We start from the raw sequence: 22,358 nt of genomic DNA on the forward strand, positions 1-22,358 counted from the left end.
TCACGCCTCCCTGCGCGCCGGCTCGGGAACCGGACCGGGGGAGCGGTCGCCGCGGAGACGCTTGAGGACGAGCTCGGCGGAGATGAGGCACATCGGCAGGCCGATGCCGGGCAGCGCCGACGTCCCCGCGTAGTACAGCCGGCGCACCCGGCGGGATTGGTTGCGCGGGCGGAACACCGCGCTCTGGCGGAGCGTGTGCGCGAGGCCGAGCGCATTGCCGCGCCACGAGTGGAGGTCGGCCTCGAAGTCGCCGGGGGCGATCGTGCGGCGGACGACGACCCGATCGGCCAGGTCGGGGATGTCGCACCACTGGCCGATCTGCGCGATGACACGGTCGGCGGCGGCCTCGATCGCGGCATCCCCGCCGCCGTCGACGCCGCCCCGCCCGAGGCCGGGGTCGGCGGGCACCGGTACGAGCACGAACACGTTCTCGTGCCCCTCCGGGGCGACGGTGTCGTCGGTCGCGCTCGGGCGGCACACGTAGAGGGATGCCGGCGTGGGGATGCGGGGATCCGTTCCGAGGATCGCCTCGAAGTTCTCCCGCCATTGCGGGGCGAACAGCAGCGAGTGATGGGCGAGCTGGGGGAGCTGGCCACGCACTCCGAGGAGCACGAGCAGCGCGCCGGGGCTCGGGGTGCGGTCCTGCCACCACTTCTCCGGGTAGGTGCGGTCCGCCGCATCCGACAGCAGCCGCGTCTCGGTGTGGTGGAGGTCGGCGGTGGAGACGACGACATCGGCGGGGATGATCTCGCCGCTTGCCAGGCGCACGCCGTGCGTGGCGCCGTCGCGAACCAGGATCTCCTCGACCGGCGCCGAGGTGCGTACCGCGGCGCCCCGCTCGCGGGCGAGGCGATCGATTGCCGCGATGACGGTCGTGAAGCCCCCGCGCGGGTACCGGACGCCGTCGTTCATGTCGAGGTGGCTCATCAGGTGGTAGAGGCTCGGGACACCGTACGGCGAGCCGCCCAGGAACACGGCGGGATACTCCAGGATCTGCCGGAGGCGCGGGGAGGTGAAGCGCGTCTCGACGTGCCGGGCGAGCGTGCGGGTGAGAAGCGGCAGCAGCCGGGGGAGACGCCGCAGGAGCGCCGGATCCCGGAGCCCTGCGGTGGTCGTGTAGGGGTCGTAGAGGAAGCGGTTCACCGCCAGCTCGTACGCATCGGCGGCGGAGTCCAGGTACGCGTCCAAACGCGGCCCGGCGCCCGGCTCGACGGATTCGAACAGCGCGGTGGCCGCATCCCGACCCGACACCACGTCCAGGGGCGGGATTCCGTCCGCACCGAACACCCGGTAGGCCGGGCGCAACGGCACGAGGTCGAGCTGCTCGGCGGCGCTCGTGCCCAGCAGGGCGAAGAAGTGGTCGAAGACCTCGGGCATGAGGTACCAGCTCGGGCCGGTGTCGAAGCGGAATCCGTCCCGCGCCCACGAGCCCGCGCGGCCGCCGAGCTCCGCACGCGCTTCGCACACGGTGACCTCATGCCCCTCGGCGGCGAGCAGCGCAGCGGTCGCGAGGCCCGCGATCCCGCCTCCGACGACGACCGTCCGCGTCACCGCCGCCGCTCCCGCGGACGCGCGGTGACCGCTGCGCGCAGCGTGAGAGCGGCCTTCACCGGGTCAGGAACCCGCAGGCGGCGTCCTGACGCCGCCTGTGAACGGCGCAGACGCCGAGAGAGCTCGGCGAAGAGGTCGTGCGCGGTCGAGACGGCCCGGCGGCAGTCCCGCGGCAGCCGGGGGATCACCGCTGCGGCGGCGGCCAGATCGGCGTCGATACGGTCGAGCACCTCGGTGCGGCCGTTGCCGGTCGTCGCCCCCGACAGATAGTCGCGTCCGAGCCGCCCGGCGTCGTCGTCGAGATCGCGGAGGAAGTTGACGTCTTGGAAGGCCGCGCCCAGGCGGCGGGCGCCTCCCGCGAGGTCGGGGGGAGCGGGGAGCGGATGGGGGGAGCCGGCGTTGAGGAACACCTGCAGGCACATCAGGCCCACCACCTCGGCCGACCCGTAGACGTAGGCGTCGTGCGACCCGGCGTCGTGGGCTGTCGTGTCGATGTCGGTGCGCATCGAGGCGAAGAACGGGGCGGTGAGGTCGGCCCCGATGCCGCACGCCCGCGCCGTGCGCGCGAAGGCATGGACGACGAGATTGGCGCTGAAGCCGCGCTCGATGGCCTCGAGCGTCTCCTGCTCGAGGGAGTCGAGCACCTCGCGCTCACGGGTGCGACTCAGCCCCGCGTCGGCGGCCGGGCCGTCCACCACCTCGTCCGCGACGCGGACCAGCGCGTAGACGTTCCGCACGTGCGGCCGCACGCGCGGGCCGAGCAGGCGGCATGCGAGAGCGAACGAGGTCGAGTAGCGGGCGATGACTGCGGCCGCCGCATCCTCCGCCGTGCGGTCGTACAGCGCCAGCCCTGTGGGGGAGTGGCTCACGGCACGCGCTCCCGCACGCCCTCGACCAGGTCGAGGAGCATCGCGCGGCAGTCGCCGGGCAGAGCGGGGTCCCTCGCGGTGCGGCGCGCGTCATCGAGCGTCTCGCCGACGAGCAACTCCACGCGCTGCCGCGCACCGGATGCGGCGAGGGCGGTCTGGGCGGCGCGGACGGCGACGGGACCCGTGTGTGCACGGGCCAGTGCGTCGCTCACCTCCGGCCAGCGTTCGCTTTCGCGGGCCAGGGCGATGAGCGGAGTGCGCTTGGCCTCCCGGAGGTCGCCACCCTCGGACTTGCCGGCGACGGTGGCGGTACCGAACGCGCCGATGAGATCGTCCACCAGCTGGAATGCCAGCCCCAGCTGGAATCCGAATCGGCCGAGCACCGCGCGGCTGGCCGACGGTGCGCCGGCGAGGACTGCTCCGGCCTTCAGAGGTGCCGAGAAGGAGTACACCGCCGTCTTGTTCGCCGTGGCGAGGAGAATCGCCTCGGATGCCACCCCCGCGTCAGCGATCACGGCGTTCTCGACGTCGGCGAGCTCCCCCGACGCCGAGACGACGACGGCTTCGTCGACGAGCGCCATCAGCTCGGCGCGGACCCCGGAAGGGACGTCGGCCAGTGCCACGAGCCGGATGGCCTCGTGCAGCAGCAGATCGCCGGCCAGGATGGCCGCGGCATCCCCGAGCAGCGACGCGCCCGCGGCATCCGCCCCCCGGGCCTGCGCCCGTGCGCGGAACTCGCCGCCGATGTTGAGGACACCCCGCCGATGCGTGTCGTGGTCGATCACGTCATCGTGCACCACGAACGCCGTGTGCAGCAGCTCGAACGCCGCCGCCAGCTGGTACACCGCGCGCTCGTCGCCCGCCGCGCCGAGGGTTTCGTAAGCGGACACGACGAGCGTGGGACGGAAGCGCTTGCCGCCGGCCGATGCGCGCCGGATGGCGGTGGCCAAGGCACCGGCGGAACCGTCGAGCTGCGCCATCCGCCCCTCCAGACGCTGCAGCGCGATATCGATGGCGTCGTCGATCGCCTCGCGGGTGGCCGGCGCGGCGCGCAGCGTGATCATGAGGCGCGGCGTCGCTGTTGCCGAGGTGCGCCGAAAAGGCGCAGCTGCTCGGCTTGCAGGACGAGCCACGGGCTGAAGGCCCACGGGGTGGCATCGAGGGCGGTGGCGAGATCGGTCGGGTCCACCCATTCCGCGTCCGCGACTTCGAGTGGGTTGAGCTCCGGCTCTTCCGAGGTCCGCGCGGTGTACACGGGGCAGATCTCGTGCTCCACGATCCCGGTGGCGTCGATCGCGCGATACCGGAAGAGCGGCAGGGCGAGGTCGATCTCCGTCAGCGTCAGCCCGAGCTCGTGCGAGGCGCGACGGCGAACGGCCGAGATCACGGGTTCGGCCGGACGAGGGTGCCCGCAGAAGGAGTTGCTCCACACGCCGGGCCACGTGGCTTTCCCCAGCGCGCGCCGGGTGACCAGCACCTGCCCGGCGTCGTTGACGACGTGGCACGAGAACGCGAGATGCAAAGCGGTGTCGGTACCGTGCACACTGCTCTTCGGGGCTGTTCCGATCTCCTGGCCGTCGTCGTCCAAAAGAACGACATACTCGGTTTCGATCATCGCGCCTCCATTTTGCTAGTTTAGCTAGCGAGTGGCCACGACTATACAAGCGGAGGGAGGGAGTGTCCATCTTGTCGCAACCTGCGCAGGCACCTGGTACAAGACGCGAGACGATCACGGCGACGCTGTTCGCCGTGCGTGCCTTCAGTGACGCCATGGACCGCATGCACAGTGGCATGAAGGGCGACATGGACATGAACGCGACCGACCTCGCGGCGCTACGCATGCTCATCGTCCGTGAGCAGCGGGGGGAGACGGTGAGCCCTCACGAGGTCGCCCGGCACCTGCGGATCTCCACGGCATCCACGACCAAGCTCCTGGACCGGCTCACCGCGACGGGTCATCTCGAGCGGCGGCCCCACCCCCGTGACCGTCGCGCGCGCATCGTGGTGTTGACCGAGCGCACGAGACGCGAGTTCTTCCAGCATTTCGGCGCCCACCTGGAGTCGATGCGCGCGGTCGCGGCGGACTACAGCGACGAGGAGCTCGCCGTCATCGCCCGCTTCCTGGGGGAGATCGCCGAGGCAGTCGACCCCCGTTAGTCCACCGAGAATCCGTGAGCGCGGCGATCAGGCGCGCGAGCGGAGGGCGGGCTTGTCCGACAACCGGATCTCCTTCATGAAGAAGGCGACGACGAAGCCCACCACCCCGAGCGGCACGAGAAGCCAGAACGAGGGCGCCAGCGCGTCGGCGTACGCCGTGACCACGGCATCGCGCAGATCTGCCGGCAGCGTCTCGACGGCGGCCGGGGTGAGCGACGAGGCGCCGAAACCGGAGGGGATGTCGGATGGCGGGACGTTGCGGGTCGCCTCGCTCAGCGTGGTCGTGAGCCGTGTGGTGAAGGCGGCGGAGAAGATGCTGGTTCCCGCGGCGGCGCCGATCTCGCGGAGGAAGTTGTTCGTCGACGTCGCCACGCCCACCTGGTCGGGGGAGACGGCGTTCTGGGCGGCGATCACGATCGTCTGGAGCACCAGGCCGAGCCCGAGCCCCAGAACGAAGATCATGGCGCCGAACAGCACCGTCGACATTCCCCCCGTGATCTGGGTGAGCCAGGCCAGGCCGGCGGTGGCGAGCGCCATCCCGGCGATCGGATACACCTTGTACCGTCCGGTGCGGGTGATGAGCCGGCCCGAGACCAGCGAGCTGATCATCAGTCCCGCCGTCATCGGCAGCATGAGCAGGCCGGATGCCGTCGCTCCGACGCCCTCCGACATCTGCAGGAAGGTCGGCAGGAACGACAGCGCAGCGAACATCGCCATGCCCAGCACGAGGGCGATGAGCGCGGCCACCGTGAAGGTGCGGCTGCGGAACAGCTGCAGCGGGACGATCGGGTCGGCCGCGCGGGACTCGATCCAGAGGAAGCTGCCGAGCGCGGCCAGGGTCACCGCGGTCAGGGCCAGAAGCCAGGGGTCGCGCCAGTCGTAGCCCGCTCCGCCGGTGAGCGAGTTCCAGCTGGTGAGGAAGACGATGCCCGCGGTCGTGGTCGCCAGGAGCAGGGCGCCCCGCACGTCGAAGCGTCGCGCCGGCCGACGCGAGGGGAGCTTCAGGGCGAACCACGCGATCGCCAGGGCGATGATCGCGACGGGGACATTGGTCCAGAAGCACCACCGCCACCCGGGGCCATCCGTGAACCAGCCGCCCAGCAGCGGCCCGGCGACGGTGGCGATGCCGAACACCGCGCCCATCGGACCCATGAACTTACCGCGGTCGCGCGGCGAGACGATGTCGGCGATGGTCGCCTGCGACAGGATGACGAGCCCGCCGGCGCCCAGGCCCTGCACGGAGCGCCAGACGATGAGCTCCGCGAAGGAACCCGCCAGGGCCGAGCCGGTGGAGCCCACCAGGAACAGCGAGATCGCCAGCAGAAACGGCACGCGGCGACCGAACAGATCGCCCGTCTTGCCGTAGATGGGCATCACGATCGCGATCGCGAGCAGATACGCCGTGACGACCCAGCCCTCGCCTTCGGCCGCACCCAGATCGCCGACGATCGTGGGCAATGCCGTGCCGACGATCGACTGATCGAGAGCGGAGAGGAACATCGCGGCCAGCAGCGCGCCGAAGATCACACCGACGCGGCGGCGGGACATGCCGACGTCGGGCGCATCATCGGTCGCTGGGGAGGTGCTCACACCGACGTGACTACACGACGTCCCGCCGCGCGGTAACCCCTGGCGCATCACTGCAGGGACGTGCAGGGGCCCTCGGCGGGCGGCAGGTGCGCAGCCGAGCCCGGTCAGGCAGAGAGAAAGGCCCCGGATCAGATCCGGGGCCTTTTATTGTTGCGGGGACAGGATTTGAACCTGCGACCTCTGGGTTATGAGCCCAGCGAGCTACCGAACTGCTCCACCCCGCGGCACATCACCAGCCTAGCACGGTCCGTCGGAGTGCCTCACCGGGCGGACGTCGTGGTTGCCGTTCGAGCGCGGTGTCGGAAGGATTCGGACATGAGCAGGGACAACGGGGCCGAAGCGAAGGATGACACCTCTCAAGGTCGCGACGAGACGCCCGCCGAGCGGGCTGATCGCAACTGGAACGACGTGCTGCAGGAGCTGCGGGTCCTGCAGACCGGCACGCAGATCCTGACCGGATTCCTCCTCGCCCTGGCCTTCCAGCCGGCCTTCGCCGACCTCGACCGCGGGCAGCGCGTGTTCTATCTCGCGCTGGTGGTGCTGTCGGCGCTCAGTGCGATCGTGGCCCTCGCCCCGGTGGCGCTGCATCGCTTCCTGTTCCGCCAGCACGCCAAGGCCTCGGTCGTCCGGTATGGCCACCGGGCACTGCTGCTCGCGTTGATCACCGTGTCGCTTCTGCTGGCGGGAGTGGTCGCGTTCGTGTTCGATGTCGTGGTCGGCTGGTGTGCGGCGGTCGCCGCGTCCGCCGCCCTGGCCGCCCTGATCCTCGTACTGTGGGTGGTGGTGCCGGTGACGATCCGCCTCCGGCTCGAGGGAGATGAGGACGGATGAGCGTGGATTCGGTCGGGGTCGCTGTCGCGCAGTTCGCGCCCACGGCTTCCGTGGCGGCGAACCTGGACGTCATCGGCTCCCTGGTCGCGCGGGCAGCGTCGCGCGGAGCGCGCGTGGTGCTCTTCCCGGAGTACTCCAGCTACTTCCTCGACCCGTTCGACGCGTCGCTCTCCGCGAACGCCCAGACGGTTCACGGTCCCTTCGTCTCGGCGCTGATCGGTCTGGCCGATGAGCACGATGTCACGATCGCCGCGGGTCTGCTCGAGCGTGCGGACGACGACGCCCGCGTGCGGAACGCCGTCGTCGCGGTCGACCGGACGGGCCTCCTCGCCACCTACCGCAAGCTGCACCTGTACGACGCGTTCGGCCAGCGCGAGTCGGACTGGGTGCAGCCGGGAGAGATCGCTCCGCCGCAGACCTTCACGGTCGACGGGATGCGGTTCGGGCTGATGACCTGTTACGACCTGCGATTTCCCGAGGTCGCCCGCGTCCTGGCCGATGCCGACGTCGAGGTGGTGCTCGTGGCGGCCGAGTGGGTGCGGGGGCCCCTGAAGGAGCACCACTGGCGGACGCTGCTTCAGGCACGTGCCATCGAGAACACGCTCTTCGTGGCGGCAGCCGACCATCCGCCGCCCCTCGGCGTCGGGAACTCCCTCATCGTCGACCCGCAGGGAGTCGTCGCCGCAGGGGTCGGGACCAGCACCGATGTGGCGGTCGCGCATCTGGACCGCGAGGCGGTGGAGCGCGTGCGGCGGGTCAACCCGGCGCTGAAGCTCCGCCGGTTCCGGGTCGAGCCGGCCTGACGCAGCCGCGTCTGCTCAGGCTCGGAGACTCGCCAGCCGGGAGGCGGCGTCCTCGAGGACGTCGGTCCGCTTGCACGCGGCGAACCTCACCAGGGTGCGGTAGCGGTCCCGGTGAGCGGATGTCGCAAAGGCCGTGAGGGGGATCCCCACGACGCCCGCTCGCTCGGGAAGGGTGCGGCAGAACTCGTCGGCGTCGGCGGCACCGACGGGCGCGGCATCCGCCACCGTGAAGTAGGAGCCGCTGGGCACCGATACCGCGAAGCCTGCGGCGCGCAAACCGGCGCCCAGCAGGTCGCGCTTCCCCCGCAGCGTGGCGGCGATCCCGGTGAAGAAGGCGTCCGGGAGACGCAGACCGGTGGCCACGGCGGGCTGGAAAGGGCTGCCGTTGACATAGGTGAGGAACTGCTTGACCGCGAGCACGGCCGACACGAGCTCCGCCGGGCCGGTGACCCAGCCGATCTTCCATCCCGTGACGGAGAACGTCTTGCCGGCCGAGGAGATCGAAATCGTTCGTTCCCAGGCACCCGGAAGCGTCGCGATCGGCACGTGCGGAGCGTCGAACACGAGGTGCTCGTACACCTCATCCGTGACGATCACCGCGTCATGGCGTTCGGCCAGGTGGACGATGCGCTCCAGAACCTCCCGGGAGAACACCGAACCGGTGGGATTGTGCGGGTCGTTCACCAGGATGACGCGGGTGCGGTCGGTGACGGCAGCCGCGAGTTCGTCGAGGTCGGGCTGGAAGTCCGGCCAGCGCAGCGGTACAGGCACGAGCCGCGCCCCGGCCAACGCCACGCAGGCGGCGTACGAGTCGTAATAGGGCTCGAACACCACCACCTCGTCGTCCGGGCCGTCAAGGAGAGCCAGGAGCGTGGCGGAGAGCGCCTCCGTCGCACCGGCGGTGACCAGGACATCGCGTTCGGCATCGAGCCGCAGGCCGTAGAAGCGCTCCTGATGCTCGGCGATCGCCCGCCGGAGGTCGGCTGTGCCGCGCCCGGGCGGATATTGGTTTACGCCCTGAGCGATCGCTTCCCGGGCCGTCTCCAGCACCACGCCCGGTCCATCCTCATCCGGGAAGCCCTGGCCGAGGTTGATGGCACCGGTTCTGGCCGCAAGAGCGCTCATCTCGGCGAAGATGGTCGGTACGGTCGAGCCGTCCGGTGCCCTCAGACCGGCACCCTCGGCGGCACGCCGCCAAGCTCCGGGAATGTCTCGCATCCCCCTCACGCTAGTCGCATAGACGGATCCCGGTCGGACCATAGAAAACGCACAGCAACCGACGTCACGCTGGATATTGCTTGGCAGAAGGAGCAACCATGAGCGACAACCAGGGCGAGCGGCCCTCAGAGAACGTCCCGGCATCCTCGCCGCAGGACGGCTCTCCCACGCCCGCACAGACCAACAGCAGTGCCACAGAGGCGCCGCACACCCCGGAGACCCCGGAACAGAGCCTCGCAACCGAGACGTCCACGACGCCTCCCGGCTCGACACCCGTGCCACCGCATCCCGGTCCCGTCCCGACGCGCGCCGCGTCGACGGGCGCAGGGTGGGGTACGGCCGGCGAACAACCCCCCACCCGCTTCGGACCCGGACAGTACGCCGGCCCCGCGCGACCCGCGTACGCGGGTCAGCCCGGCGGGTACGCGTATGGTTCCGCCCCCGCCCCGGCGGCGCAGCCCGCCGCAGTGCCGGCGGCCCAGAATGAGGCGGAGTCCCGCAAGAAGTCCGGTGCCGGCAAAGTCGTCGGTCTGATCGTCGCTGCCGCCCTCGTCGGCGGTGCCGCAGGGCTCGGTGGCAGCTACGCCGGACTCGCTCTGTGGGGCGGCGAGGACTCTGCGCTGGTCGCAGGTCCGGGAACGATCACCATCAACGACACCGACGACGTGAACCAGACCGCCGCGATCGCCGCCAAGGTGGTGCCCAGCGTCGTCACCATCAGCGCGAGCACCGGCGAGGGGGGCGGAACCGGGTCAGGCGTCGTGCTCAGCGAGGACGGCTACGTCGTGACCAACACCCACGTCGTGACGCTGGACGGCCAGAGCGCTGACGCGCAGATCACCGCCACGACCTCGGACGGGCGTGTCTACGACGCCGAGATCATCGGCACCGACCCCATCTACGACCTCGCGGTGATTCAGCTCCAGGATGCGTCGGGGCTCACGCCGATCGAATTCGCCGACTCGAACGACCTGAACGTCGGTGACGAGGCGGTCGCGATCGGTGCGCCGCTGGGACTGTCGAACACCGTCACCACCGGAATCATCAGCGCCCTCAACCGCTCGATCCAGGTGGCCTCTGCGGCCGCACCGGACGACGGCGAAGACGGGGGCGATGCGGAGACACCGGGCCAGGAGGGGCCGTTCTTCTTCGACTTCGGTCAGGGAGAGCAGCAGCCGGGGTCGACGGAGAGCATCAGCATCTCCGTCATCCAGACGGACGCCGCCATCAACCCGGGCAACTCCGGCGGGGCGCTCGTCGACTCTCAGGGACGACTGATCGGCATCAACGTCGCCATCGCCTCGGCGGGCGGCTCGTCGAGCGGACAGGCCGGTAACATCGGGGTCGGTTTCGCGATCCCCTCGGACGTCGCCAAGCGCGTGGCGGACGAGATCATCGAGGACGGCGCGGCGACCCACGGTCTCCTCGGTGCCCAGGTCCAGGCCGCCTCCGCGGTCGAGGACGCCGAGATCGCCGGCGCGTACATCGCCGAGGTGGTCCCCGGAGGCGCAGCCGAGCAGGCGGGGCTTCGCGAAGGTGATGTCGTCATCGAGTTCGATGGCAAGCCGATCACCAACTCGACGGATCTCACGGCCCAGGTTCGTGCCCTGGCCGCCGGGTCGGACGCGACCCTGACGTATGTCCGCGATGGTGAGTCGCGCACCGCCGATGTCACCCTCGGGGAGCTCGGTTCGTAGCGCTCCCGGCACGGACGCCACCCCGCGATAGGCTCGCGGGGTGGCGTCCTTCTCGTTCGGTGCGGGAAATGCGCGGAAGCTCCTGAGCATCCCGATCTACGCGCTGGGCCGCCTCGCTACCGCCCTCATTCCGCGCACGCGCGACGAGTGGGTGTTCGGATGCGCCGTGGGCATCGCCGACGGCGCTCTGGCGCTGTGGGAGCAGGCCGCTTCCGCCGGGGAGCGTGCCGTCTGGCTGGTCGCGACCGACGACGAAGCGCGGGAGGCCGACCGGCGGGGGATCCCGCACGTCCGCAAGACGGGCTTCCGCGGGTTCTGGCGCACCGCGCGGGCGCGCGTCGTCGTCGTCACGCACGGATTCGGCGACGTCAACCGGTACGGCGTCTCCGGCGCCCTCGTCGTGCAGCTCTGGCACGGTATCCCGCTCAAGCGCATCGGTCTGGACTCCCCGGAGACGCTCCGGAGCCGCATCCTGCCGAATTCCCGCCTCGTGCGCGGGGTCCTCCGACGCATGTATGCGGCCGCGACGAGCCGCATCCGGATCCTGCCGGCGGCCTCGCACCTGGTGCGCGGCCGGCTCGAATCGGCGTTCGGGCTGCCCAGCGCGTGCGTACCGGTCACGGGAGAACCCCGGGTGGACGTGCTCTCCCGCGGGACGGCCGGCCAGCGGCGCGCCGCCGCAGCCGTCGCCCTCCGTGACGCGGTCGGCCCGATCGGTGCGGGCACCCGCGTCGTGCTCTATGCGCCCACGTGGCGCGACGGCGAGCCCGACCCGGCGGTTCCGACGCCCGCGGAGTGGCGGACCATCATCGACGTGCTGGAGCGATTCCAGGCGGTGCTGCTCGTCCGCTCGCATCCACTCGGCGCGGGGGAGTACCGTCCGCCGTTCGATACCGATCGCGTCCGGGCGCTGGGGAGCGATGTCGTGCGCGACGTCACCCCGCTCCTGCCGGGCATGGACGTCCTCGTGACCGACTACTCCTCGCTGGCCTTCGACGCTGCGCTCGTGCCCCTCCCCGTCGTGTATCTCGCCCCGGATCTGGACGCGTACCGCGCCCGACGGGGGCTTTACGGGCGGTACGCGGATGTCGCGGGCCCGGACTGGGCGGATTCCTGGAGTGTCCTGTGCGGGCAGCTGGAGGCCGTGCTGCAGGATCCGAGTGAGCGGTTGGACCGCTCGTTCGCTCTGAGCGAACGCATTCACGCCTTCCGCGACGGCCGTAATGCCGAGCGCGTCTACGAAGCCATCCGCGCCGCCGTCGGCGCGAGAGAGAGAGTCTCATGACCCACGCCCGTTTCCTCGTGCGCGACGATGGCGTCGCGACGCTGGAAGTGTCCGGCAGCGGCGAACGGCCGGACGCGGTGACCCTCGTCGGTCGGCGCGCGCGCGCCGAGGGGCGCCTGAGCGAAGACGGCGGGACGTGGCGCGCGGTGATCGAGCTGCGTGCCTCGCGCTGGGGCGGCCCCCCGTTGCCGCTCCCCGGGGGCGAATACGCGCTGACGATCGAGCCGGGGGAGGCGACGGATGCGGGTCTGCCGCAGGATCACGTCCCGATCACGTTGCTCGGGACGCTGCGCGCGTCGTGGGACGGTACGCGGGCGCGCATCGGGCCACCCGTCAACCCCGCGTACGACTCCGGAGAGGGGCAGGCGGCCCTCGAGCGGCGGTACGCCGCGGCCCGCGAACAACTCGAGAACGCGGTGTTCTTCGAGAGCTTCTACGGTCGCAACGCGAGCTGCAATCCCCTCGCGATCGACCGGGAGCTCGCCCGCCGCGCGCCCGGGGTGACGCGGTACTGGAGCGTCGTCGACCTCTCCGTCCAGGTCCCCGACGGCGCGATCCCCGTGGTCGAGGGAAGCCCGCAGTGGTGGCGTGCTCGCGGAGCATCCCGTCTGCTGGTGATCAACGATTGGATGCGACGCCGGTTCGCGCGCCGGCCGGGGCAGGTCGTGCTCCAGACGTGGCACGGCACTCCGCTCAAGCGACTGGCGCTGCACCGCCCCGGCTTCGACCCGCGGCGGGCGGCGGCCGTGGTGAAGGAGTCTCGGCGCTGGAACGTGCTGCTGGCGCAGAACCCGTACGCCGGACGGATCCTCCGGAAGGCGTACGCCTTCTTCCGCCGCCCCATCTGGGTGGAGGGATACCCGCGGAACGACGTGCTCGTCACCGACGACGGATCGGCGACCCGGCGCGATCTCGGCATCGCCGCCGACGCTCGCGTGCTGCTCTACGCCCCGACGTGGCGGGACGACCGCGACGAGATCGTGGATTTCCTCGACCCGGCCACGCTCGCCTCCGAGCTCGGTGCGGTCGTGCTCGTCCGTGGGCACTCCCGCACCCTGCTCCCCGGGAAGGACGCCGAGGGACCGCGGGTCATCGACGTCACCGGATTCCCCGACACGTCGCGTCTGCTGACGGCCGTGGACGCTCTCATCACCGACTACTCCTCGGTGATGTTCGACTTCAGCGTCACGGGCAAGCCGATGTACTTCCTCGTGCCCGACATGGACCACTACCGGGGCGAGCTGCGCGGTTTCTACTTCGACCTCGCCGACGCCGCACCCGGTCCGATCGTCCGCACGCAGGACGAGCTCATCGCGGCGCTGCGGAACGACGACCAGACTCCCTACGCCGACCGGTACGACCGCTGGCGACGGACCTTCAACGCCCGAGACGACGGCGCTGCCGCCGAACGGGTCGTCGCGCGCATCCTCGACCAGGGCTTCGTCTCCGGCCCCGAGTAGGGAACGCGAGACTCTGTCGCCCGGCGGTCAGGGCAGGGGGGTGTTGCGCCCGTCGAGCCGGGAGGTGTCCACGGTGTCGCGGGCGCCCGTGAGCAGCCCCGAGATGAAGCCGGCCCCCCATGACAGATGCATGGTGGGGAGGACGGCGAGAGTCCAGACCTTGTCGCGCCATCCCTTTCCGCCGCCGCGACCAGCGGCGACGCCCGCGATCAGCGCGGCGTAGGCGGCCACCGGCACGTGCACGACCGACGCGATCCGCGAGCACGCCCCGGTGGTGACCCGCGTGGCCTGCAGCATCCCCACGGTGGCGCTCAGCCCGACGGCGGCGACGAGGGCCGGGGGAGCGAAGAACCGCAGCGAGTTGCGGCGGCCGTAGCGCCGCACGAGCTCGCCGCGCCATGCCCCGGTGGCGCGGAACTGCCGTGCGAGACGAACCCAGCTCTCGCGGGGCCAGTAGATCACCGAAAGCTCGGGGTCGAACCACACGCGGTACCCGGCGCGGCGGATCCGCAGGTTGAGCTCCCAGTCCTCGCCGCGGCGGATGGACTCGTCGAACAGACCCACTTCTTCGAGCACGGAGCGGCGCATGACGCCGAGGTACGCCGACTCGGCGGGGCCCTCTTTCGTCCCGCCGTGGTACGCACCGCCGCCGAGGCCGATGGGGGAGTTGTAGGCGCGTGCGACCGCGCGCTGAAAGGGCGTCCGCCCTTCGGCGTGCATGACGCCCCCGACGTTCGCGGCCCGCACCCGCGCGAGGGTGGCAAGGGCTCGCCGGGTGTAGTCGGGGGCGATCTCGGAGTGCGCGTCCACGCGCACGACGGTCGGGTACCGCCCGGCGCGGATGGCGCGGTTCAGCCCGACGGGGATGTCGGCCGCCGGGTTGTCCACGAGCAGGATCCGCGGGTCCTCCTGGGCGAGCGCCCGGGCGATGTCGTCGGTGCGGTCGGACGAGGGTCCGAGGGCCAGGACGAGCTCGACCGGACCGGGGACGTCCTGGGCGAGCACCGTCTCCACCGCCCGGCGCAGGTACCGCTCCTCATTGAGCACGGGCATGACGAAGGTCACGCCGGCCTCCTCCGCGGGAACCGGCGCGTCCCTGCGTCCGGGTGCGGCGACATGCATCCGTCGATTCTGTCACGGCGCTGTCTGGGTACGCTGGAAGGATGCGACTGCTCAGCGACGTCCAGCTCGCGTGGGGTCTGTTCCGCAAAGGCCTGGCCAACCGGGCCGCGGCGGCGGCCGTGCGGCGGGCGCTGCAGGGCGAGGCCCCGCATCCGCCTCACCACTACCGCATCGCGGTGTACTTCGCGGATGGCGGCGTGAACATGTACCAGATGCGCCAGTGGTACAAGCCCCTCGCGCAGCTGGCCGAGCGCTGGCCTGTCGTGGTGCTGGCGCGCTCCGCGTTCGGTGCGCGGGCACTTCTGGCCGAAGACGCGCTGCCGGTGGCCTATGTGCCCTCCGTCCGCGACCTGGAGGACTTCGTTGCGGACCAGGACATTCGCGTCGTCCTGTACGTCAACCAGAACACCCGCAACTTCCAGATGTTCCGGTACGGCCACCGCTGGCACGTGTTCATCAACCACGGTGAGTCCGACAAGATGTACATGGCCACCAACCAGTTCAAGGCCTACGACTATGCCTTCGTGGCGGGCGAAGCGGCGCGGAACCGCCTTTCACGCGTCCTGTGGGACTACGACCTCGATGCCCGCACCTTCGCCATCGGCCGTCCTCAGGCCGATCACTACTCGGGAGTGCTGCCGTACACGCCCGATGACCGCACGGTCGTGCTCTACGCCCCCACGTGGGAGGGGGATCGCCCGTCCGCGCACTACGGGTCGGTCCGTACCCACGGGGAAGCGCTCGTCGCAGCGCTCCTGGCCACCGGGCAGCACCGCGTGGTGTACCGCCCGCACCCCCGTTCGGGCGTTGTGGATCCCGAGTACGGCGCGGCCAACCGGCGGATCATCGCCGCCATCGCCGCGGCCAACGACGCCGATCCCGGAGCGCAGCACGTCTACGACGACGGCGCCGAGCTCGGCTGGCAGCTCGCCGCCGCTGATCTCGCCATCGTGGACATCTCCGCGATGGTCTACGATCGCCTCGCCGCCGACAAGCCGCTGATGATCACGCGCCCGGCCGACCCGGAGGCCGCCGTCGACACGCACGGTTACCTGTCGGCGTGCGAATGGCTGGATGCCTCCGACGCGGGGGCGGTCGTCGCCGAGTCCGAGCGGGTGCTGGCCGACCCGGAGTCGGTGGCGCGCCTGCAGCACTGGGTGCGGTACTACTTCGGAGACACGTCGCCGGGAGCGGCGACAGCGCGCTTTTCTGCAGCCATCGAGGAACTCATGGAGCGGTGGGAGCAGTGGCACACCCGGCCGGGGGCCGAGGACGACGTCGGCGACGGTGCCGAAGCCGACGTCGACGACTGATCAGACCCCGGCGAGGCGTTCGACCGCCGCGAGGGGGATCCGCACCCAGTCCGGGCGGTTGCGAGCCTCGTACACCGTCTCGTAGAGCGCTTTGTCCAATTCGAACGCACGCAGGAGGTCGCCGTCGGCAACGACCGCGCCCGGGGTGGCCGCGTACCCGCGAAGGAAACCCTCGCGTGCCGCCTCCGCCCACGCGCGCGGGTCGACGGCAGCGGAGTCGACCGATTCCGCGACGTAGGCGAAAGAGCGCAGCATCCCCGCCACGTCACGAACAGTGAAGTCCGGTGCATGCCGCTCGGCCATCGGCCGCATCGGCTCACCCTCGAAGTCGAGCAGAACCCACCCGCGCCGCGGCACGTCGAGGACCTGGCCGAGGTGAAGGTCGCCGTGGATGCGCTGCAGCCGCGGCCAGTCCGCCCCGAGGGCTCGGTCGAACGCGGCGTCGATCGCGGGGACGACCGAACGCAGCGCGGGCACCGCGTCGACGGCCGCCGTCAGGCGGGTCTGCCAGCCCTCCGCTGTCCGAGCGCGGTCGCCGTCGGTGGCATCGCGCGTGGGGAACAGGCGTGCGAGCGCGGTATGCGTGTCGGCCACGGCGGCGCCGAGCCGTGCCGCCTGCTGCTGGAAGTCCACACCACCCGCCGCGGCGCCTAGCGCCACCCGCCATGCGTCTTCGACTCCCGGGAAGAACTCCTGCGCGAGCGCCAGGGACCCGGCCACGACATGTCCCTCGTCACCCGGCTGCCGCCAGACGCCGGACACCGTCCCCACCAGAGGCGGCACCGACCGAGCGCCGGCTTCGGACAGCGCGGACTGCAACTCGATGTCGGGATTGAGGCCCGCGTGCACCTGGCGGAAGATCTTGCAGATCACCGGATGCGCCGACGCGGTGCCGCGGAAGATGATGGACGTGTTCGACTGCTCGCCCTCCAGCACCGTGGCGGGGAGGGTGTGCGGCCAGTGACCGTGGCGGGAGGCCGGTTCGCCGTAGAGCGGGCCATCCACCCCGCCGACCCGACCGCCGCGCGTGACCCAGGCGAACAAGATGTCCTGGAAGGCCGGGTCGGCTGCACCATCGACCATGACCGACCCGTGGGGACGCCCGATCTCACCGGTCGCCGGTGCCGATCGCCACACGACGGGGATCTGGTACAGCGCCGGGGTGTCGCCGCTCGTGTCGGCGACGAGGAGCACCTGGACACGAGCGTCCGGGCGACCGCCGAGGTCCCATTCGGCGATGAGCCGCAGTCGCGGCACCGCTCCCTTGTTGGCGTACCACCGCTGGCGGGGCATCCACTCGCGCAGACACGCCAGCGTGCTGTCCATGCTCCCGACGCTACCGCTCGGGGACGGTGTCGGCAGCAGGCGTCGCGTCCGTGGCCGGCGCGCCGCCATCGCCGGCCGTGTCGTGCGCGTCCGGTCGTCCCGTCCGGCCACGACGTGCGGCCCCGCCGGCGCGCCGGGTGGCGCCGCCGACGGACCGTCCGGCCGTGGCGATGCCGCGCGCCGCCGTTCCGGCGGCACCGGCGATCGCGCCACCGACGCGCTGCGCGCCGACGACCGCGGCGTGCTCCATGCGAAGAGTGCCGGGCCGCGGCTCGAGCTCGGCGGGAAGAAGCACCGGTGCGACGCCGAACGCGCGCCGTGAGCCGACCAGGACGCGACGGCCGAGGATGTTGTTGCCGGCCCCGCCGACGGCGGCGCCGATTCCGAAGGGGAGGGCCTTGCCGATCCAGGACGCGCTGCCGCGCACCGCGAACTGATGGATGAAGGCGCGCTTCAGGCGGTCTACGACAGGCCCGACGGAGGCGCGAGGGAGGGTCTTGGTGACCATCTCACCCCAGTAGCCGGCGCGGGTCGGCCCCCGACCGGCGGCTTGTCCTGCCAGCTGGGCGACGAGGTCTACGCCCTCCTTGCCCAGCATGAGGGTCAGAACGAGCGCGCGCGCACGGTCGGGATCGTCCACGGCGATGCCGTGGACCTCGGCGATCGACTGGGCGAACAGGGCGGTCGCCTCCACGAATCCCACGGTCTCGACGCCGCTGAGCGCGAGCGTGATGCCCGTCCCGACGCCCGGGACCACGGCGGTGGCGCCGACCGCCGCGCCCCCCGCAGTGACGGTGGCGAGGTAGCGACGCTCGAGAATCCGTACGAGCTCAGCGGGCGAGGCATCCGGGTGGCGCAACCGGATGCTGCGCAAGTGGGCGAGCACCGCGGGGCGCTGGATCGCCAACACGCGATCGAGCGCGCGGATGGATCGTGGATGCTCCTCGGAGCCGACTGGCGGCAGCCCGCCCGACCAGGGCGCGTCTTCGGGGAGCGAATGGATGCGGTGGACCTTGTCGCTCATCGAGGCGATCCTACGCGGAACGTCTGCGCGCGTGCCGAACGGTTCAGACGAAGAGGTTCGCGCGCTCGAGGTCTTCGGCGAAGTCGACCTCGACCGCGTACAGGTCGGAGATGTCCATCGGCTCCAGACGCAGCCCGTCTTCGGCGATGGCGAGCTCGAGTCCGCGCTCGAAGTAGTCCTGGTCACCCACGCGGGCGAGCTGGCGCTGGAGCGCCTTCTTGTCACGGGCGGAGATGAAGTTGATTCCCACGGCCTCGCCGATGCCACCGACGACGGTCTTGGACAGCTCCTTGATGACGCCGTCCGCGCCGACGGTGTACTTCACCTCTTCGTCGCTGACCTTCGCGGTGTTGACCGTGACGAAGGACTGGTCGCGTTCGATGAGGGGCAGTGCGCGGCCGAGGATGCGCGGGTCGAACACGACGTCGCCGTTCATCCACAGGACGCCGCGCTTACCCGTCTGTGCCAGCGCACGCAGGAGGCTCTTGGACGTGTTGGTCTGGTCGTAGCGCTCGTTGTACACGTAGTCCGCCTTGGGAAAGGCGTCGACGATGGTCTCGGCGCGGTAGCCGACGACGGTGAGGATCCGCGCGCCCTGACCGAAGGCCGCGTGGACGTTGTCGTGCTGCTGCTGCATGATGGTGCGACCGTCACCCAGCTCGGTGAGGGGCTTGGGAAGGCTACGACCCAGGCGCGAGCCGAGGCCGGCGGCGAGGATGACGATCTGAGGGGACACTGTTGCTCCTGGGGGTTGGTTCACTTCCGGTTCACCGGAACGCCACTCCTTCGTGCGCCCCTCATGGTAGCGATCCAGCCTGGAAGGGTGCACAATATCGGCCACCCGTTGCCGATTCGTGATGCATCGGCTGCCGGTCTCACAGGGGAACAACAGGCCGCTGAGTCGGTGGGGCTTGATAGTTTGGACCGATGACAGCCTCGCTGCCGCTGCCTGACGACTCACCCCCGGACGTCCAGAGGCACATCGACCCGGAGGCGGCTCCGACGGCCGCGCCGCCCCAGCCCCGGACGCCTTCGCGGACGAATTCTCCCGCACGCTCGACGACCGTGTCGGGTGCCAAGCCCACGCCGGCGAACAAGCCGGCGGCGAAGAAGCCGGCGGCGAACAAGCCGGCGACGAAGAAGCCGGCGACGAAGAAGCCCGCGGCGAAACGACCCGCCGCCGCCCGAGCTGCCGCTCCGACCGCGGCGACGGTCAGTAAGCCGGCGAGGAAGTCCGCGGTGAACAAGCCCGCGCCGAACCCACCCGCCGCTTCTCACGCTGCCCCCACGCGGGCGGAAACCCCGGGCGCACCGACGATGGCGGATGCCACCCCGACGAGCGGGGCCGGCGCCGCCGCTCCGCAGAGCGCAGTGCCGATCCCTGGTCCGCCGCCGCCGCTGCCCGACGGACTCGTGATCCCACCGCGGCCACCGCTGCCCCCGGTGCCGCCGCTGCCGCCGCTGCCGCCGATCGCGGTTCCCGACAGCGCGACAGAGCCGGAGCCGGAGCCCGAGCCCGAGCCTGAACTCGAGCTCGAGCCCGAGCCTGAGCCTGAGCCTGAGCCTGAGCCGGAGGTCCTCTCCCAAGCGGTCCCGACCGAGCAGCCCGAGCCGGCGGTCCTCTCCGAGGCGGTTCCGACCGAGGAGCCGGTGCTTCCGGTCGAGGCGAGCCCGGATGTCGCCCCGGCTGCGCCGTACCCCGCGCCGGAGCCGGTGGGGCCGCCCGAGCACGAAGCATCGCCGGAGCATCCCGCGGAGGATGCGATCACGGCGATCCTGGACGATGCCGCGGCGGACGACGCTGTCGACGAAGCGGTGCCCGCTCTCGCGGTGCGCGGCGTGACGAAGACGTTCGGTGGGACGCTGGCGGTCGACTCGGTCGGCTTCACCGTCCCGGTGGGATCCTTCTACGGAATCGTCGGCCCCAACGGGGCAGGCAAGACCACGACGCTGTCGATGATCGCGGGTCTTCTCCGCCCCGACGAGGGGACCATCGCCATCAACGGCGTCGACTCTCGGACGCGGTCGACGCAGGCCAAGCGGGCCATGGGCGTCCTCCCCGACAGGCTCCGCACCTTCGATCGGCTCACCGGCCGCCAGTTGCTGTATTACTACGGAGTGCTTCGCGGCCTGCCCTCAGCGGTCGTGGAGCGCCGCATCATCGACCTCGCGCGCGCCTTCGATCTGGTCGACGCACTCGGGCGCTCCGTCTCGGACTACTCCACCGGCATGACGAAGAAGGTCATGCTCGCCGGGGCGATGATCCACTCGCCGCGGCTCCTCGTTCTCGACGAACCGTTCGAATCCCTCGATCCGGTGTCCAGCGCCGTGATCCTCGACATCCTCACGACCTATGTCGCGCACGGCGGCACGGTGATCCTCTCCAGCCACGGTATGGAGCTCGTCGAGCGGGTCTGCACGCGCGTGGCGGTGCTGGTGGCCGGACAGGTGCTGGCCGAGGGCACCGTCGAAGAGGTGCGGGGCGCCGGCACGCTGCAGGAGCGATTCCTGGAGCTCGCCGGTGGCCATGGCGACGTGGAGGGCCTGGAGTGGTTGCACGCCTTCTCCGACTGAGACTCGCGTCGCTCCTGGGCGCGGTGCACGGTGACCGCCGCCACGTGCTGCGGATGACGACCGGATTCGTTCTCCTGGCCGCGGCGACTTCGGCGGCCGGCACCGCCATCCTCAGCCTTCGCGACGCCTCCGATGCCGCGGCCCACGTCGTGACCGTGCTGGGTGGCTCGGCCATCACGCTCGGGTTCGCGGTCGCCCCGCTCGTCCTCGGCGCGGTCGATCCGCTCGATCCCCGACGATTCGCGGTCCTCGGGCTCCCGCCGGCGCGCCTGGCGGGAGCGCTGGCGGTCACCGGACTTCTTAGTGTGCCGATCGCCGTCGTCCTCGTCCTCGCCGTGTGTGCCGCGGTCATGTGGCGGGCACACGGCGCGTCACCCGGGCTGGGAGCCGCCTCGGTGGTGCTCAGCGTCCTCACGTGCACCCTCCTCGCGCGTGTGAGCGAGGCGGTCGCCGCGCTGGTCGTGCGGGAGCGGCGGTCGCGCGAACTCACCGGGTTGTTCCTCGTGGGGGTCCTCGTCGTCGTCGTTCCGGTCGGTGTCTTCCTCGCCTCGCTCGAGTGGCGCGGCGCCGTTCCGGTGCAGTTGCGGGAGGCCGCCGGGATCCTCGCGGTCACACCGTTCGGGGCGGCCTGGGGGCTCCCCTCTCTGGCAGGGGGCGACCTGGCCATCGCCCTGGCCGTGGCCGTCGCCACCCCGGTCGCCCTCGCGGCGGCCTGGTTCGCGCTGGTGACGCGGATGCTGACGACTATCGAGCGGCCCGCCGCTGTGCGTGAGCGTGGGGGCCTCGGATGGTTCGCGGTGGCTCCGGGAACCCCGGGCGGAGCGGTGGCCGCACGGAGCCTCGTCTACTGGCTCCGCGACCGGCGCTACCTCGTGAACTACCTGGTCGTGCCCATCGCGGCGCTTCTCACCGTCGTCCCGCTGCTCGTTGCCGGCGTGCCGCTGGGGATCGCGGCGCTCGTGCCGGTGCCGGTACTGGCGCTGTTCTTCGGGTGGCTGCCGCACAACGATGTCGCGTACGACTCCACGGCCATCTGGATGCACATCGCCAGCGGCGTGCGGGGCGTTGCCGACCGGGTGGGACGGCTCGTCCCGATGCTTCTCATCGGCCTCCCGGTGCTCGCCATCGCGGTGTCGGTGGCGACGGCGGTGCATGGTCGATGGGCGATCCTCCCCGCGCTCGCAGGGGTGAGCGCCTCGCTTTTCCTCTCCGGGCTGGGCCTGTCGAGCATCGCCTCGGCGGCGGCGCCGTATGCGGTCTCGCACCCGGGTGACAGCCCGTTCCAACAGCCGCAGCGCACCGGCTCGGGCGCCGCGACCTCGCAGGCGCTGGTGCTGCTGGGCGCGATCGTTCTCAGTGCACCGGCCCTGTGGTGGGCATGGCTGGCCCTGACCCGTGACGTGAGCTACGCGATCGCGGCGCTGTGGGGAGGCGTGGCCGTGGGGGTGATCGTCCTGACGGCCGGCGTCGCCATCGGCGCCGCCGTGTTCGAGCGGCGTGGCGACCGCATCATGGAGTTCGCGGAAGCGTCGTGACGG

Annotated in this window: 20 protein-coding genes and 1 tRNA gene; 9 read left to right on the plus strand and 12 right to left on the minus strand. The window is 71.2% G+C overall.

Annotated features, from left to right (window positions below):
* From crtI to idi, 4 genes are read right to left on the minus strand one after another with little or no spacing between them, the layout of a single operon-like run.
* Positions 1 to 1,551 carry a phytoene desaturase family protein gene (gene crtI, locus AC4FS1_RS02085; RefSeq protein WP_491152223.1) on the minus strand — a complete coding sequence of 517 codons (1,551 nt, stop codon included), beginning with the start codon at positions 1,549 to 1,551 and terminating at the stop codon, positions 1 to 3.
* Positions 1,548 to 2,420, minus strand: a complete 873-nt coding sequence (locus tag AC4FS1_RS02090; protein WP_491152225.1) for a phytoene/squalene synthase family protein — start codon at positions 2,418 to 2,420, stop codon at positions 1,548 to 1,550. The genes crtI and AC4FS1_RS02090 overlap by 4 nt, the downstream gene beginning before the upstream one ends.
* A complete protein-coding gene (locus AC4FS1_RS02095) occupies positions 2,417 to 3,484 on the minus strand; it encodes a polyprenyl synthetase family protein (RefSeq protein ID WP_491152226.1) in 1,068 nt (355 codons plus the stop codon). Before AC4FS1_RS02095 ends, AC4FS1_RS02090 begins: the two co-directional genes overlap by 4 nt.
* Entirely contained in the window at positions 3,481 to 4,035 is a 555-nt protein-coding gene (gene idi / locus AC4FS1_RS02100; protein ID WP_491152227.1) for an isopentenyl-diphosphate Delta-isomerase, read from the minus strand. The genes AC4FS1_RS02095 and idi overlap by 4 nt, the downstream gene beginning before the upstream one ends.
* A 155-nt stretch (positions 4,036 to 4,190) precedes the next feature.
* On the opposite strand from idi, the gene AC4FS1_RS02105 reads away from it, so the two are divergent.
* A complete protein-coding gene (locus AC4FS1_RS02105) occupies positions 4,191 to 4,577 on the plus strand; it encodes a MarR family winged helix-turn-helix transcriptional regulator (RefSeq protein WP_491152228.1) in 387 nt (128 codons plus the stop codon).
* A 27-nt stretch (positions 4,578 to 4,604) separates the two neighbouring features.
* Here the strand turns inward: AC4FS1_RS02105 and AC4FS1_RS02110 are convergent, their stop codons facing one another.
* The gene (locus AC4FS1_RS02110) at positions 4,605 to 6,167 is read right to left on the minus strand and encodes an MDR family MFS transporter (RefSeq protein WP_491152230.1); all 1,563 of its coding nucleotides are present in this window, start codon (positions 6,165 to 6,167) and stop codon (positions 4,605 to 4,607) included.
* A 150-nt stretch (positions 6,168 to 6,317) separates the two neighbouring features.
* Positions 6,318 to 6,391 (minus strand) — tRNA-Met (locus tag AC4FS1_RS02115).
* Between the two features lie 91 nt (positions 6,392 to 6,482).
* Between AC4FS1_RS02115 and AC4FS1_RS02120 the strand changes: the two genes are divergently transcribed.
* Positions 6,483 to 6,998, plus strand: coding sequence for a DUF6328 family protein (locus tag AC4FS1_RS02120; RefSeq protein WP_491152232.1), 516 nt, complete (start codon positions 6,483 to 6,485; stop codon positions 6,996 to 6,998).
* Complete coding sequence (locus AC4FS1_RS02125; protein WP_491152234.1) at positions 6,995 to 7,801, plus strand: carbon-nitrogen hydrolase family protein; 807 nt, start codon at positions 6,995 to 6,997, stop codon at positions 7,799 to 7,801. Before AC4FS1_RS02120 ends, AC4FS1_RS02125 begins: the two co-directional genes overlap by 4 nt.
* A 15-nt stretch (positions 7,802 to 7,816) precedes the next feature.
* Here the strand turns inward: AC4FS1_RS02125 and AC4FS1_RS02130 are convergent, their stop codons facing one another.
* Entirely contained in the window at positions 7,817 to 9,019 is a 1,203-nt protein-coding gene (locus AC4FS1_RS02130; protein ID WP_491152236.1) for an aminotransferase class I/II-fold pyridoxal phosphate-dependent enzyme, read from the minus strand.
* Positions 9,020 to 9,117: 98 nt separating this feature from the next.
* Between AC4FS1_RS02130 and AC4FS1_RS02135 the strand changes: the two genes are divergently transcribed.
* From AC4FS1_RS02135 to AC4FS1_RS02145, 3 genes are read left to right on the plus strand one after another with little or no spacing between them, the layout of a single operon-like run.
* The gene (locus tag AC4FS1_RS02135; protein WP_491152237.1) at positions 9,118 to 10,716 is read left to right on the plus strand and encodes a S1C family serine protease; all 1,599 of its coding nucleotides are present in this window, start codon (positions 9,118 to 9,120) and stop codon (positions 10,714 to 10,716) included.
* A 40-nt stretch (positions 10,717 to 10,756) separates the two neighbouring features.
* Positions 10,757 to 12,001: a CDP-glycerol glycerophosphotransferase family protein gene (locus AC4FS1_RS02140; RefSeq protein WP_491152239.1), complete on the plus strand. Its 1,245-nt coding sequence runs from the start codon at positions 10,757 to 10,759 to the stop codon at positions 11,999 to 12,001.
* Positions 11,998 to 13,461, plus strand: coding sequence for a CDP-glycerol glycerophosphotransferase family protein (locus AC4FS1_RS02145; protein ID WP_491152240.1), 1,464 nt, complete (start codon positions 11,998 to 12,000; stop codon positions 13,459 to 13,461). The genes AC4FS1_RS02140 and AC4FS1_RS02145 overlap by 4 nt, the downstream gene beginning before the upstream one ends.
* 27 nt (positions 13,462 to 13,488) lie before the next feature.
* On the opposite strand, the gene AC4FS1_RS02150 is transcribed toward AC4FS1_RS02145, so the two are convergent.
* Positions 13,489 to 14,583 (minus strand): glycosyltransferase family 2 protein, encoded by a 1,095-nt coding sequence (locus tag AC4FS1_RS02150; protein WP_491152242.1) that lies wholly within the window; start codon positions 14,581 to 14,583, stop codon positions 13,489 to 13,491.
* Between the two features lie 41 nt (positions 14,584 to 14,624).
* On the opposite strand from AC4FS1_RS02150, the gene AC4FS1_RS02155 reads away from it, so the two are divergent.
* Complete coding sequence (locus AC4FS1_RS02155) at positions 14,625 to 15,896, plus strand: CDP-glycerol glycerophosphotransferase family protein (RefSeq protein ID WP_491152243.1); 1,272 nt, start codon at positions 14,625 to 14,627, stop codon at positions 15,894 to 15,896.
* Here the strand turns inward: AC4FS1_RS02155 and AC4FS1_RS02160 are convergent, their stop codons facing one another.
* From AC4FS1_RS02160 to AC4FS1_RS02175, 4 genes are all read right to left on the minus strand, one after another.
* Positions 15,897 to 17,222 (minus strand): maltokinase N-terminal cap-like domain-containing protein, encoded by a 1,326-nt coding sequence (locus AC4FS1_RS02160; RefSeq protein WP_491152245.1) that lies wholly within the window; start codon positions 17,220 to 17,222, stop codon positions 15,897 to 15,899. It lies immediately after the preceding gene.
* Between the two features lie 10 nt (positions 17,223 to 17,232).
* A complete protein-coding gene (locus AC4FS1_RS02165) occupies positions 17,233 to 18,246 on the minus strand; it encodes a hypothetical protein (RefSeq protein WP_491152247.1) in 1,014 nt (337 codons plus the stop codon).
* Positions 18,247 to 18,289: 43 nt separating this feature from the next.
* Complete coding sequence (locus AC4FS1_RS02170) at positions 18,290 to 18,982, minus strand: phosphocholine cytidylyltransferase family protein (protein WP_491152249.1); 693 nt, start codon at positions 18,980 to 18,982, stop codon at positions 18,290 to 18,292.
* 139 nt (positions 18,983 to 19,121) lie between these two features.
* Positions 19,122 to 19,493 (minus strand): hypothetical protein, encoded by a 372-nt coding sequence (locus AC4FS1_RS02175; protein WP_491152250.1) that lies wholly within the window; start codon positions 19,491 to 19,493, stop codon positions 19,122 to 19,124.
* Between AC4FS1_RS02175 and AC4FS1_RS02180 the strand changes: the two genes are divergently transcribed.
* Both AC4FS1_RS02180 and AC4FS1_RS02185 read left to right on the plus strand, forming a co-directional pair.
* Entirely contained in the window at positions 19,486 to 20,820 is a 1,335-nt protein-coding gene (locus AC4FS1_RS02180; RefSeq protein WP_491152252.1) for an ABC transporter ATP-binding protein, read from the plus strand. The two genes, AC4FS1_RS02175 and AC4FS1_RS02180, sit on opposite strands and share 8 nt — an antisense overlap.
* Positions 20,796 to 22,355 carry a hypothetical protein gene (locus AC4FS1_RS02185; RefSeq protein WP_491152254.1) on the plus strand — a complete coding sequence of 520 codons (1,560 nt, stop codon included), beginning with the start codon at positions 20,796 to 20,798 and terminating at the stop codon, positions 22,353 to 22,355. Before AC4FS1_RS02180 ends, AC4FS1_RS02185 begins: the two co-directional genes overlap by 25 nt.
* Positions 22,356 to 22,358 lie beyond the last annotated feature (3 nt).

This window comes from Microbacterium sp. Z12_35, from assembly GCF_058310475.1.